Genomic DNA, 13,449 nt, shown 5'->3' on the forward strand with positions numbered 1-13,449 from the left:
CATGCGCTCTCTTACCCTTCATCTGAAAGTCCTGGTCATACTCCTAGTGAGTTTGGGCGTTCTGATCACGGCTTATCAGATCTTCATTCTCGGTATTCCGATGACCGAAGACGAGACTGATGATCTATGGAACATCGACGCCAAAGTCGAATTTCAGGCCAGCCCACGTGAACCGGTCAAGCTGCAGATGTTCGTGCCGCCCCTGGCTCAGGATTACGTCAGTCTGAACGAGAGCTTTATCTCGAATAACTACGGTGTGAGCATCAATCGCGCCGACGGCAACCGCAAAGTCACCTGGTCCGCACGCCGCGCCAGTGGCAAGCAGACCCTCTACTACCGCCTGGTATTGACCAAGCGCTACAGCGGTGAGCAAGCCAAGGCCAAAGGCCCGATCTTCCGCGACAGCATCCCGGTCGAGGGCGCCGAGAAGATTGCCGCCGAAGCGCTGCTCGCGCCGATCCGCCAGCACTCGGCGGACGTCGAAACCTTTATCAGTGAGACCATCAAACGCGTCAATAACGACAATGATGACAACGTCAAACTGCTGTTGGGCGGCGATGCCTCTACCCCCAATAAAGCCAAGGTCATCGAACTGCTACTGTCTATCGCCCACGTACCAATGGAACGCGTGCACACCATTCGTCTGGCGGCCGATATCCAGCAGAGTCCGGAGCTGTGGCTGCGCAGCTTTAACGGCGAAAACTGGTTGTACTTCAACCCCGAAAGCGGTGAGCAAGGCTTGCCGGTTGATCGCCTGATCTGGTGGATCGGCGATGACAGCCTGGTCACGCTTGAAGGCGGCAAGCAGGCACAAGTCAGCTTCAGCCTGAACAACAGCGAGATGAACGCCATTCGCCTGGCCAAACTGACCGACGAAAACACCGACGCCGACTTCCTCGAATACAGCCTGTATGGCCTGCCACTGCAGACCCAGCAGACCTTTATGATCATGGTGATGATCCCAATCGGCGTGCTGGTGATCCTGGTTCTGCGTAACCTCGGTGGCCTGCAGACATTGGGTACCTTCACCCCGGTACTGATTGCCCTGGCCTTCCGCGAGATGCAATTGGGCTACGGCATAATGTTCTTCACCATCATCACCGCCCTGGGCCTGTCGCTGCGCTCCTACCTGGAGCACCTAAAACTGCAGATGTTGCCGCGCCTGTCAGTGGTACTGACCTTCGTCGTGGTATTGATCGCTGCCATCAGCCTGTTCAGCCATAAGCTGGGGCTTGAACGCGGCCTGTCGGTGGCACTGTTCCCAATGGTGATCCTGACCATGACCATCGAGCGCCTGTCGATCACCTGGGAAGAGCGCGGCGGCGGCCATGCCTTTAAAGTGGCCATCGGCACCCTGTTCGCTGCAACCCTGGCGCACCTGCTGATGAGCGTGCCGGAGCTGAACTACTTCATCTTCACCTTCCCGGCCGTACTGATGATTCTGGTGGGCTTTATGCTGGCGATGGGGCGCTACCGTGGCTACCGCCTGACCGAACTGTTCCGCTTCAAAGCCTTCCTCAAGGACTAATGCCATGTTCGGCCTGATCAAGACGTGGAAAGCCCTCGAAGCCAAAGGCATCATGGGCATCAATCGGCGTAACGCGGACTACGTGCTGAAGTACAACAAACGGCACCTGTACCCGATCGTCGATGACAAGATCATCACCAAGATGCGCGCCATCGAAGCGGGTATCGATGTACCGGAAATGTACGGCATCATCGATACCGAAAAAGGCATCGATAACCTGCGCGCCATCATCGGTGACCGCCCGGACTTCGTGGTCAAGCCGGCACAGGGTGCCGGCGGTGACGGCATCCTGGTGATCGCCGATCGCTTCGAAGATAAGTACAAGACCGTCTCGGGCAAGATCATCAGCCACGAAGAGATCGAGCATCAGATCTCCAGCATCCTCACCGGACTCTACTCCCTGGGCGGCCACCGGGACCGCGCGCTGATCGAATACCGCGTAACCCCAGATCAGATCTTCAAAAGCATCAGCTACGAGGGCGTACCCGACATCCGCATCATCGTGCTGATGGGCTACCCAGTGATGGCCATGCTACGCCTGCCCACCCGTCAGTCCGGCGGCAAGGCCAACTTGCACCAGGGTGCGATCGGTGTCGGGGTGGATTTGGCCACCGGCGTCACCCTGCGCGGCACTTGGCTGAACAACAAGATCAGCAAGCACCCGGACACCACCAACGCGGTGGACGGCGTGCAACTGCCGAACTGGGATGGCTTTATGAAGCTCGCCGCCGGTTGCTACGAGCTGTGCGGCCTGGGCTATATCGGTGTGGACATGGTGCTGGATCAGGACAAGGGCCCGTTGATTCTCGAACTCAACGCCCGCCCCGGCCTGAACATCCAGATCGCCAACGACTGCGGCCTCACCCACCGCGCCCACGCAGTCGAGGCGCGTATCGCCGAGCTGCAGAAAAAGGGCATAGTCGAAACCGCCGAAGAACGCGTGCGCTTCTCGCAAGAGCTATTTGGCCATGTCTCGATTGCACAGATCTGATTGATCACCACAAAAAAGCCCGGACTTGTCCGGGCTTTTTTGTGGCTGCTTGATTGAGTCACTAACGCACAATCGCCAATTCGAACGCACCTTCATCGCTGTGTGCATGGGTCTGCATGCCAGCCTCATCGACTGCCAGCGCCTGCAGAGGCCGCTTGAAGGGTTTGTTATCCAGGGTTTGCAGGCTGCGATCTTCATCCGTGGTCAATAGCAGCACATAGTACTCACCGGCGGAGGCTCTTACCGGCACAGTGCCTTCGATAAAGGCATAGCGATACCAGGTTTCCGCATGCAGCTGGTACACCGCATCACTGACCAGCCGCGTTGGCTGCTTGGCCTGATCGAGGAACAACAAAGAGGGATAGGCGACCTGCTTGTTGGCGAAGCTGCGAATACGCAAACCGAAGTCGTACTGCGAGCGTGGCAATTTCAGGGCAGCGTAGTAGCTCTTGCCCATGGGGAAATCCAGGCTGGGGGAAAAACGATTTAGCTCTTCATAACGAGGCTCATCGGCGCTGATAGGGGTGAAATCTTCCTCACTCAATTGCCCGCAGCAACGCTCAACTAGCTCCTGATAGCGCCCCCCAAACTTCTCTTCAGTTCCGGCCAGCAAGGCCTGCATCGCGGCAGTGGGCTGCCCGTCCAGCCCCGGCAAGGCTTGTGGTTTAGTGTCAAAGGTCACTTCCCTACCCTGGGTCAGCGGCACATTGTGCAGGGTGGGTGTCGGCGCCTTGGCTCCTTTGGGCGGCACCTTGGAGTTACGCATGCGTCCCTGCTCATCAACCCAGGTGAAGTAGCGGCCATCCTGCTCATCACGGGCAAAATCACGACCTTCCAGCACATCCGAGCTGATGTAGGCACTGGAGCGCTCACCGGTTCCTAGAAGAATCTCATTGCCACCCGCCTGCACCTGCTGGCCGGCGTAGAAGCTGTTCTGCAGATTGCCGCTGGCGTCCACCCAGGTGAAATAGCGCCGCTTGCTTTCGCCTGTGCTCTTACTGCCCGGCCAACTCCCAGCACCCGCCTCATCACGTAAACGGGCCTGATCACTGCGCTGGATCGTACTGGCAGCCGCACGCTGATGGGCCGCATAACGGTCACCCACAAAGGTGTTATGCACCCTGCCCTGATCATCAACCCAGGTCAGATAGCGGCCGTTGGCACTCGCGTGCAAGAAAACTAACAACCCGAACAGTATCCACAGCACGCGCATAGCAGAAACCTAGAAAGTGGTGCGGTAGGTCAACGCCAGTACATAGGCCTTAACACTGGTTTTCACATCAAGATCGGCATAGGGGTTGTACACCATACTGTCGATGGATGAGCAGTTGAGATTGCAGCTGGAGCGCGCCGGAATGTCCTGCTTGCTGACCAGATAGTTGAAACCCAGGTCGATCACTGTGTCCTTGTCCCACTGGTAACCCAGCCCCAAACCATAGAGCTTGGCATCGCCCAAAGGCGCTAGTACGTCGGCCTTGTTGCCGGGAATGGCTGAAGGTCTTGGCTCATAGCCCATACGCAGACTCAGGCGATCATTGACTTGGTACTCGACGCCTACGGCCCAGCTCCAGACGGATTCATAACCCCGGTCAAGAATAATACTGGTTGAGGTGGCATTTTCCGGGGAGAACAGGCTGGCGATGGTGAGAATATCCAGCTGACGATCAAACTCCAGCTCGAACTTGTCCCAAGCCGCATAGTCGGTCCACTTCACATCCAGGTTGATCTGCCAGCGCTCATGCGGTTTGAACTTAATACCACTGGCAAAGTGCGCCGGATAGGTCATGTTCAACGAGACGTTGCCCTGCTCCTTATCGAACAAGCCGTCCGGTGTCAGGGTATTGAACACTGCGCCGATAAACGAGTTGTCCAGCCCCTGCCAGAAACCCTGCCAGTTCTCCGAGTAATCCACTACATAGCGCCCTTTCAAGCGCATTTTGGCCTCGCTCTGATACACCGCTCCTAACGCAAACCAGTCGTTTGGCTCCCACAGGAAACCGACGTTCCAGGTGGGCGAAAGAGTCTGCTGCATATCGATATCGATATTGGCAATGTCGGTGAAAGGTCCCAGCTCACCACCGCAGATATTCAGAAATATCTCAAACGGATTATTGTCCACCAGGCACAGTGCATCCTGAGCTACCCCGACAAAACCGGTGAGGATGCCTGGCGCGCGGAAATCCTGATTAAGTGCCATAGCCTGATGGGAGAAACCAATAGACAACCCCAGCGACAGCTCATCATTAACCTGATATGCCAGCGAGGGTGAAAAGTAGGTCAGGCGCTGAATCACCAGCTCCTTGCCCTGGTAACGCCCAGGATCGTCATCGCCACGGGCAAAGCCAAGCGCCTGCGGTGTGTACATATTGGTGGCGAAGGTCAGCTTGGAGCCTGGCGGCGTAATCGACAATCCTGCCAGCGGGGCAAACAGCATCGGCAACTCGGTGGCGCCACCTACACCTGGCAGGTACATCATCGCAGCCCCTGCTCGACTGGAAGAGTTGGCGACAGGATCATTGTTCAAGCCAAGAAAGCTGCTGCCGTAACCGGGTGGAGCATCGAACTCGGCACGAATATCCATCATCCCGGTGATGAATTTGACCGTTGTCTGCCGCCCCTTGAGCTTGCTCAGGGCAGCCGGGTTGTAGTGCACAGAGTCAATACCGGTAAAGTCGGCCGTTACCGCATTGCCTAACGCCATGGCCTTGGGGCTGCCAATCGTCAGGTTCTGAGCCAGTTGTGCATGGGCCTGCCCCGCAAAGAGCGCAAATGCCCAAAATATCGTCTGCGCAAGCAGCGAAATTCGCATATTCATGGAGTGCTCGCTCGCGTCTATTGGGCCTTCAGGCCTTTGATATCCAAAGGCATGGAGATGCCCAACAGCACATCCGGCGAATCCTCGGTCATACCGAAACCAGCGTTGACGTTGACGATACGCTCCGGCGATGTACGCAAGCCCAGCGAGAAATTCATCACCGCACTGGTCTGCCCACGGCCCTCGGCTTCGCCGTCGGCAAAGGTGAAGGTCGGCTTAAGCGAGTGCGACATCTGATAGGAGGTCGCCAGCGACACGTCATAGGACAGTGCATAGGCAAAACCCATGCTCAGGGAGAATGACGAGCCGGGGTCAACCTCTTCAAGCAAACGACCGCCACGTACCTGGCCAATGCCGGTGATTGGCATGTTGTAGGTGTAACCAACCGAGCCGAACAACACGACCGGGTCAATCACATAGGACATATTCGCGCCTACGCCCAGGCTGTAGGTACCGCTACCCGTAGACAGGTCGCTCGCAGTATTGATGTCGTAGGGGCTGTTACCCGTTGGTAAGCCCAGGGTCGCGTAAAGAGTAGTAACCGGCTTGCCGCGCAAGGAGGTCCATGGCTGCCAACGCAGGCTGGCGGAGATATCGCCGAGGCTGTAGGCATCCAAATCACGCTCGGTGTCGTACTTGGCGACCATGGGCAGACGCACGCTGAAGGTCAGGTTGTCCCAGACGCCGTAGTCGAAGGTGAACGAGTTGGTAAAGGTGTGCTGTGCCTCGCTCTGGCCAATCACACTAAATACGTTGTTGCCGGTACGCACAGTCTCGATAACCGTATCGCGCAGCAGCGAATAATCGAAGCCATAGGTCAGGGTTCGCTCGCCCTTTTTCAGCAAGGTGTAGCTCTTTTCCGCAGCCTGAAATACCTCCTCCAGCGCCTTGGCGCTATCGGCGTCATCTTCCTGCTTGCTCAATGCTTCACGTGCCTGCTCGACCGAAGTCGGGTCGTCGGCAAACACCGCTGAACTGGCAGCCCCTGCCAGCATGGCCAGCCATACATAATGCAAAACTCTCATGGCGCAGCCCCCAAATATTTATTGTTATGCCGGGCGTTCTACTTGCGTCGGATATAGCGAATATCGCCCTCGGAACCCAGCTCTGTGGCCTGGTTCTCGGTGAACTTGGTCATCTGTGGGAACTCGCGAAATGCCAGCAAGCTGGTGGTGCGGTCATCGATGATGCGCAAATCCTGCTCACTCAAGGCCAGGGTATTCGGAGGTTCATTGCCGTTGGGGAAAATCACAAACAGCACGTTCTGATCCCAGATTTCCTCAAAACGCGTACGGGTAAAACTGATATTGCCAAGTGCCGGATCCGCCACAAACACATGGTCGTTGTACACATCGCGCACCACCACAAAGTGTTTGAAGCCGGCATATTCGATCGGCACGATGGCCGGATGCTCAAGCGCGTCGAGATCAGCAAAAGCCGCGCGAAAGCCACCACTTTTGTAACCCAGCGCCGTGACAAACCGTTTCATATCGAGCAGGGAGAAGCCACGCCGCTCAACAATTTTGTCGGCCTCGCCAAACTTCAGCAGACCTTCCATGACCTGGCGTTCCTGTAGATTACGACCAAGGAAATAATCCAGCAGCGAGGTCAACGCAGCCGATCCACAGCTGTAGTCATAGGCCTGACGAATCACATTGCGAAACTGCAACTGGCTCATCGGCTCAAGCGTCACCGTCTCACGCAAAGGCCCATTCGGCAGCAAGTGCTGATTGATATGCACAGTGCCTGGCGCCGGTGGCTTGGTATCCACCGCTTCGGTAAAGCCCCACACGCCGATCAGACTGCCCAACAGAATCTCGATCATCAGCCAACCGCACTCCTATCCGGCAAGAGAAAAGTCCTACCGGCCGAAGCCGGTAAGACTTTTCATCACACGGAACAACTAAACGAACTTAGTGGCCCCAGACTTTTACGGTGGTGCCGGCCATGTTCATGTCGTTGATCGCCAGGGAGCCGATGCTGGCAGCGCTGCTGTCGCCAACTTTGATGGCGCCAACACTCAGCTGACCAGTGATGGTCGGCAGGCTGATTTGCAGCTGCTGAGTACCGCTGCCGTTGGTGACCACGTCAACCATGACCGGAGCGTTGTCATCGATGTTGAAGCCAGTGAAGGAAACGGTTTCCATGCGCAGCGAACCGCCGCCAGTGTCGCCGTCGGTGTAGACCAGGCTACCGATGGTGCCGTTGAAGCTACCAGAGATGCTGATGCCATCCTGACCGGTTACGGTTGCCAGAGCAGTGTCATCCATGGCCTTGAGCTCAGCCTGAGCCATGAAAGGAACAGCCAGAACAGCGGTGGCCAAGGCCAGTTGTTTGAGGGTTTTCATTGTTATTGTCTCCACAGTTCACTTATGGGTTGTCCCCGGCAGGCTGCTCTGGACTCCTGTCCGTCTCAGCTACAGCGGCGTGCGCCGCTCACCAGGTCTGACACTGCTTCCTTATTCGCGTCAGGCTTGGAATCGTGAAGCACCATGCTTCTCGTCCTGACGCTAAAACTACTGGTGCAAGCCCTGGCTGCCAGCCCATCCAAGGGATGGAGCGCCCATCTGGCGCAAATCCGCCAGCAAACGCTCAGGCCTCGCTCAACAACCCCAGACTCTTGCCCTTCAAAACCGCTTGCGTACGGCTGCGCACACCCAGCTTGGCGAACAGGTTGTGTAGGTGCCATTTGATCGTGGCCTCTGACAGATGCACTGCCTGGGCGATATCACGGTTCGACAAGCCAGCCGCGACAAAACGCAGAATCTCCCGTTCTCGATGGCTAACATCTTGATTTTCATCGAAAGTTTCTAGATCAATAGACAGCCGACGGCATTGTTCACGCAGCTGTTCGGCCAGCCCTTGCCAAGCGCTGGTGCGCTTGGGTTCGGCGCTGTGCCAGGCGTCCCAGAGCGGTAGCAGCCAGAGTGCATCGTCCAGAAACATGCGCCGGTAACCGCTTGCCCAGGCGTCTTCAAGCGTGGTTTTGAGCAAGGCGAAAGCCTTGTCGCTGTTACCTTTGCGCCAGTACGCCACAGAAAGTAACAAGGAAAGACGCAGGCGCCGATCCCGCTGATGCTCGGCCGTCTGTTTGGCCAGGCAGGCCTCAAGCACCGCTTGCGCCTTGTCGGCACGGCGTTCGGACAAGGCCAGGCGCGCTTCAGAGAGCACCTGTACGGTTTCCGCATCGGCATACCGACCCGGCGGCAATACCGCCAAATGGCGCTGCAACTGTAAACAGGTGCGCTCGGCCTCATTGGGTTTACGCAGCCACAGCAGGAACTGCACCTTGCAGCTCATGCCCAGGGCATAGACGCGCTCATAACCTGGGCCGTGCAAGCCGGCCAGCCACTCATCCAACTCCGCCAGGGCCGACTCGCCCTCGCCGGCAAAGAACCGCGCCTTGGCCATGACCAGCTTGCCGCGGCTGATCAGTTCAATCGGCGTGGCCACATCACGCCAGGTGGTCGCCAGTGGCAACTCAGCGAGAATCGCCGCATGTCGATCCTGCTCATACAGCAGATCCGCATAAGCCAGGGCCAGCGGTCCGCCTACGCGGCTGCGCCGACCAAATACCTGCTCGACCCGCGCCCGCGCACTTTCCGCCAATGCGCGGCCGCGCTCGGGCTGGCCGAGCTCCTTGCAAATTAATGCCTCAATCAGGCTGACCACTGCATGCAGGTATTCGCTATCGGCCTGCTCCAGATTGTCGCGCGCCACCGCAATCGACTTGGCCGCATCGCCGAACTCGCCCAACAAGGCGTAAGCCGCAGCCTGAATACAGGACATGCTCGCGCGGAAAATCGGCTGGTCATCCGGCACCAGAGCCAACCAGTGACGCGCTACCTTCAGCGCGCCCTCCAGCTTGTCCTGATATAGCAGTACCAGCGCCTTGAGCACCTGAGCCACTGCCAACAGCACCGCCAGACCAAAGTGCATCGGCTTGCCACGCCCCTGCATCAGGCGCGTGCTGACCTCCTCGATCAGCGCTTCAGCCTCGGCGTACTTCTGCTCGAAAGCCAACTGCCAGGCGTAGAAAATCTGGAACACCGGATGCTCGCGAATCACCTCGGCCGGCACATCCTTGAGGATCGTCAGAATGCCGTACACCTGATTACCGGCAATCAGTGTCGCGCCCTGGCGCTCCAGCAGCTCGGCGGCGAAGGCGTAGTCACGCGCACGCAAGGCGTACTTCACCGATTTATCAGTGAGCTCATGGCTTTCACACCAGCGTGCGGCGGCATGCAGCAGATGGGTTGGATCCCCTGATCGACTCAGGCGCCCCTGGAGGAACTCGGCAAACAGATGGTGATAGCGAAACCACTCGCCCTGCTCGTCCAGCGCGATGATAAACAGCTGGGCAGTCTGCAGGCGCTTGAGAATTTGTGCGCCGTCCGTTCTCCCCGTCAGTGCGTTGCACAACTCTGCATTGAACTCATCAAGCACTGAAGTCTGATCGAGAAACAGCTGCTGATCCTGCGGCAGATGATCAAGCACGTCCTCGGCCAGGTAATCGGCGATATTGCGCTCAGTGCCTGACAGCCCAGCGAGAAAGGCAGCGCGCTCCGGCTGCCGCGCCAGTGCCAACGCCACCAGGTGCAAGGCGGTAATCCAGCCCTCGGTACGCCGATGCAGCAAATCCAGCTCGGTGCTGCTCAGCTGCAACTGCTTGAGTTCGTGAAAATAGGCCTCAGTTTCGCTACGGGTCAGGCGCAGCTCGTCTGCCTTAATCCATAGCGCCCAGGGCGTAACAACCGGCTGTTCATCGAGAAAGCGCGGGTTGTAGCGGGTGCTGCCAATCATCCGCACATTGGCCGGTACGTGTTTGACGAAGTAATTGACCAGAGGCCCCAGGTCGACATGCCGCACCCGATGAAAATCATCAAAGATCAGATACAGGTCACCCTGCACCTTCTTCAGATCAGCAATAAAGGAATCCAGCAGCACCTCATTGGGCACGCTCAAATCATCCCGCAGCAACCTCGCAGTACCGGCCCCAAAACCTGGCAGCTGCGCCTCGATCGCCGCAATCAGATAATGCAGCAGACGTTGTGGCTCGCTGTCGGCTTCATCGCAGGACAACCAGGCGACCCGCGCGCCGGTCTCCAGCAAACGCAGACGAAACTGACTAAGCACCGTGCTCTTGCCGAAGCCAGCCGGTGCGCTGAGCAGAATCAGGCGCTGCTCACGGGCCTTGAACAGCCGGTCAAGCAAGGCATCACGGGCCAATAAAGGCCGGCCGGCAGACTCAGCAGGAAACAGTTTGGTCCGCAGTAACGGCAACTTACCCGGACGGGGCTTCGATTGGCTATTCATTGATCAAGAAGACTCAGTTCGCGCGCGCGGCGGATGGCTTGTGTGCGGTTACGCACTTTGAGCTTTTCGTAAATGTTGTGCAGGTGCCATTTGACCGTACCGAGGGCCAATGAAAGCTGCTGACCGATCTCATCGTTCGACATGCCCTGAGCCGCCAGGCAGACCACCTCGCGCTCGCGCTCGGTCAGCCCTTCCTCAAGCACTTCCAGCGATTGCCGCGCACTGTTGCCCGGCCAGATGGCCAGCAAGCTGCGGATAAAGCCCTGCAGCGCTGGCTGGCGTTCGGCAGCCTCCAGTTGCTGCAGCAACTGGCGAATGGCTTCACCTTCCTCGACAAACAGACTGCGCACACCTTCGCGCTCGGCGCCGATCAGGCATTGCATCAACAGGCTTTGCGCACGCTCCTGATAGCCCAGGCGCTGATAACTAAGCGCCGCTAGCAGATCGAGCCGCAGCCGCTGCAGGCCATGCCAGTTATCCAGCAGCATGCCGCGCAGCTGAGTGATTTCATGCAGCGCTTCGCTGTAATGCCCCCGCGCCTGCTGCAGGCGAATACGGGTCAGGCCCTTCACCCACAACACCGGATTGAAGCGCATATGCTGGTAATGCTCGGCCAGCTTGTTCCAGTCCACGGTCTTGAGGCGCTGTTCGGCGCGCTTGAGCCGGTCCGCCGCAGGTTCCTGAAGAATCTGTACCACCTCATCGGCCACCGCCTGGGCGTAGAAACGCCAGGACTGATTGCGTGCGGCGAGGTTCTGCATCAGCACCAGGCTTGCGTAGGCATCCTTGGGGTTGTCCTGCATGCGCTGAACATGGGCCATGCACAACATGCCCTGGGCATACAGATCGATCGGATTGATCACATCAACCGTGGCCAGTGCCCAGCGCAAGCGCTCCTCAATACCGTCCAGGCGCCCTTGGTTATAAGCGATCAGGGCTTCGGTGATGGTCGGCAGCGCCAGAGCCCGCGAACGATCGGAAAACCAGGGTATGACCCGGGCGCGCAACTGCGCGAACAACAACTCGGCCTGACGGATCTGCCCCTGCTCCAGACTCAGCAGCACCTCGACGTTGGCCAGCTGCATATCCAGATAGCGCCCTTCGAGGAAGTGATTGCGCTGCTGCGCCAAGGCCAGCAAGCGCTTGGCCTGATCCGGTTGGCCGATCATCACATTGGCCAGCGCACCGACGATCAGCATTGCCACTTCAAGAAAGGCGGTGTGCTGGCCCAACTGCACTTCAACCCGGCGTGCCAGGGCAATGCAGGTTTGTAGATCGTCTTTCTGCAGGGCGATGACGGACTTGATCGCCAGGGTTGCCAACAGCTTGTCGCTCAACGGCGCCCCAGGCTTGGCCTCCGTCCAACGCTCAAGCAGTTCATCGAGCATGCGATTGGCTTCCACCAAGCCCAGCTCAGCCGCACGGGTCCAGACATCGGCGAGTACCAGCACGGGGAAACGCTCGGCAATCTCATCCGGCACATGCTGGCGCCATTTGTAGATCAGGTTGAGCTGGCCGCGGTTGATCAGTTCCAGGCCGCAACCATCGACCAGTGCTGCGAGCATTTCCGGGTCTTCGGCGAGGCAAGCATGCTCAATGGCCAGGTTCTGCATATGGTGATTGGTGAACCACAGGCTGGCGTTGAAATGCAGCTGTTTGAAACGCTCGGGGTCGCGCTCTTTCAGGCGACCGCGCAAGAACTCGGCAAACAGGTTGTGGAAGCGATACCACTGGCGCTCGCGGTCCAGCGGTAAGAGAAACAGCTGCATGGCCTCCAGCTCTTCCAGCAACTGTTGGCCGTCATGCCGCCCGGTCAAAGCATTGGCCAGGTCACCGCTGAGCTGCTGCGCCACGCCCAGGGCCAGCAGCAACTCCTGCTTGTCGGCGGGCAGCTGCTCGAACACGCTACACAGCAGGTACGCGCCCACGGCCGCCTGATCAGTGCCCATATCAGCAATCTGCGCGGCTGCCTGGGGCTGATGGCGCAGCCACAGACTGGCCAGGTGCACACCCACCATCCAGCCTTCGGTCTGGCTGTAGAGCGCAGAAAACGCCACTGCATCCAACTGCAAGCCGCAGCGCTGCAGATAATCGCGGGTTTCCGCCTTGCTCAGACGCAACTCCTGCTCACCGATCTCGACCAGCAGATCCTTGGCGCGCAGAGTGGCCAGGTTCAGTGCCGGCTGCGAGCGGCTGCCGATGGCCAGGGTGAAGCCTTCAGGGGCAAATTTGATCAAACGATTGAGTGCGCTGAGCAACTCCGGATCCTGAATCAGGTGCAGGTCATCAAGCACCAACAACAGTGGAGTATCCAGCTGGGCCAAGTCCACCAAAAGGCTTTCCATGACCGCAGAAACCGGCACCCGCATGGTGTTCTGCAGATAGGCCAGGGCTTCACTGCCAAAACCCGGCAGCAGGCTCGCCAGCGCTTCGATCAGTTGCAGCAGAAAACGCGACGGTTCATCGTCGCCTGGGCCAAGCGACAGCCAGGCCACGGCCTGACCGCTCTGCGCCCGCGTCTGGGCCAGCGCAACCAGTGCGCTGGTTTTGCCAAAGCCTGCCGGAGCGGCCAGCAGCAGAACCCGCGCATGGGGATTGGCACACAGGGCCGACTCCAGCTGTGGTCTGACCAGATAATCAGCTGACGCCTGGGGGGGCATCAGCTTGGCACGCAAGAGGCTCCCAGCGGCAGGATCCATTACTTCATCCATGGCCTTGATCCCGTAGTAATTATTGTTTTATGAGTCACATCGAACATCCGGGGACCCACCCATACTAATGAGCCCAAGCATCCCGAGT

Annotated in this window: 9 protein-coding genes; 2 read left to right on the plus strand and 7 right to left on the minus strand. The window is 58.4% G+C overall.

The features are described 5' to 3' along the window. The first annotated feature begins 1 nt into the window (after position 1). Both ACIN8IBEIGE_RS07835 and ACIN8IBEIGE_RS07840 read left to right on the plus strand, forming a co-directional pair. Positions 2–1,528, plus strand: coding sequence for an inactive transglutaminase family protein (locus ACIN8IBEIGE_RS07835; protein WP_160014155.1), 1,527 nt, complete (start codon positions 2–4; stop codon positions 1,526–1,528). Positions 1,529–1,532: 4 nt separating this feature from the next. After that, a complete protein-coding gene (locus tag ACIN8IBEIGE_RS07840) occupies positions 1,533–2,519 on the plus strand; it encodes an alpha-L-glutamate ligase-like protein (protein WP_160014156.1) in 987 nt (328 codons plus the stop codon). Positions 2,520–2,580: 61 nt separating this feature from the next. On the opposite strand, the gene ACIN8IBEIGE_RS07845 is transcribed toward ACIN8IBEIGE_RS07840, so the two are convergent. The 7 genes from ACIN8IBEIGE_RS07845 to ACIN8IBEIGE_RS07875 form a co-directional block, all read right to left on the minus strand. Next, positions 2,581–3,732 (minus strand): MalM family protein, encoded by a 1,152-nt coding sequence (locus tag ACIN8IBEIGE_RS07845; protein ID WP_160014157.1) that lies wholly within the window; start codon positions 3,730–3,732, stop codon positions 2,581–2,583. 9 nt (positions 3,733–3,741) lie between these two features. After that, positions 3,742–5,334, minus strand: coding sequence for an outer membrane protein transport protein (locus ACIN8IBEIGE_RS07850; RefSeq protein WP_372239980.1), 1,593 nt, complete (start codon positions 5,332–5,334; stop codon positions 3,742–3,744). Positions 5,335–5,351: 17 nt separating this feature from the next. Then, positions 5,352–6,359 carry a transporter gene (locus tag ACIN8IBEIGE_RS07855; RefSeq protein ID WP_160014158.1) on the minus strand — a complete coding sequence of 336 codons (1,008 nt, stop codon included), beginning with the start codon at positions 6,357–6,359 and terminating at the stop codon, positions 5,352–5,354. 38 nt (positions 6,360–6,397) lie between these two features. Next, a complete protein-coding gene (locus ACIN8IBEIGE_RS07860) occupies positions 6,398–7,159 on the minus strand; it encodes a C39 family peptidase (RefSeq protein WP_160014159.1) in 762 nt (253 codons plus the stop codon). Positions 7,160–7,247: 88 nt separating this feature from the next. Beyond that, positions 7,248–7,682 (minus strand): DUF6160 family protein, encoded by a 435-nt coding sequence (locus tag ACIN8IBEIGE_RS07865; RefSeq protein WP_160014160.1) that lies wholly within the window; start codon positions 7,680–7,682, stop codon positions 7,248–7,250. 244 nt (positions 7,683–7,926) lie between these two features. Next, positions 7,927–10,650, minus strand: a complete 2,724-nt coding sequence (locus ACIN8IBEIGE_RS07870) for a LuxR C-terminal-related transcriptional regulator (protein WP_160014161.1) — start codon at positions 10,648–10,650, stop codon at positions 7,927–7,929. Continuing rightward, positions 10,647–13,361, minus strand: a complete 2,715-nt coding sequence (locus ACIN8IBEIGE_RS07875; protein WP_178124342.1) for a LuxR C-terminal-related transcriptional regulator — start codon at positions 13,359–13,361, stop codon at positions 10,647–10,649. Before ACIN8IBEIGE_RS07875 ends, ACIN8IBEIGE_RS07870 begins: the two co-directional genes overlap by 4 nt. Positions 13,362–13,449 lie beyond the last annotated feature (88 nt).

The organism is Pseudomonas sp. 8BK (assembly GCF_902506475.1).
GTDB lineage: Bacteria > Pseudomonadota > Gammaproteobacteria > Pseudomonadales > Pseudomonadaceae > Aquipseudomonas > Aquipseudomonas anguilliseptica.

Bases quoted from the DNA above. Each gene is read 5' to 3' on its own strand.
- ACIN8IBEIGE_RS07860 (WP_160014159.1), bottom strand. From the start codon at position 7,159: ATGATCGAGATTCTGTTGGGCAGTCTGATCGGCGTGTGGGGCTTTACC.
- ACIN8IBEIGE_RS07840 (WP_160014156.1), top strand. From the start codon at position 1,533: ATGTTCGGCCTGATCAAGACGTGGAAAGCCCTCGAAGCCAAAGGCATC.
- ACIN8IBEIGE_RS07835 (WP_160014155.1), top strand. From the start codon at position 2: ATGCGCTCTCTTACCCTTCATCTGAAAGTCCTGGTCATACTCCTAGTG.
- ACIN8IBEIGE_RS07855 (WP_160014158.1), bottom strand. From the start codon at position 6,359: ATGAGAGTTTTGCATTATGTATGGCTGGCCATGCTGGCAGGGGCTGCC.
- ACIN8IBEIGE_RS07865 (WP_160014160.1), bottom strand. From the start codon at position 7,682: ATGAAAACCCTCAAACAACTGGCCTTGGCCACCGCTGTTCTGGCTGTT.
- ACIN8IBEIGE_RS07850 (WP_372239980.1), bottom strand. From the start codon at position 5,334: ATGAATATGCGAATTTCGCTGCTTGCGCAGACGATATTTTGGGCATTT.
- ACIN8IBEIGE_RS07870 (WP_160014161.1), bottom strand. From the start codon at position 10,650: ATGAATAGCCAATCGAAGCCCCGTCCGGGTAAGTTGCCGTTACTGCGG.
- ACIN8IBEIGE_RS07875 (WP_178124342.1), bottom strand. From the start codon at position 13,361: ATGGATGAAGTAATGGATCCTGCCGCTGGGAGCCTCTTGCGTGCCAAG.
- ACIN8IBEIGE_RS07845 (WP_160014157.1), bottom strand. From the start codon at position 3,732: ATGCGCGTGCTGTGGATACTGTTCGGGTTGTTAGTTTTCTTGCACGCG.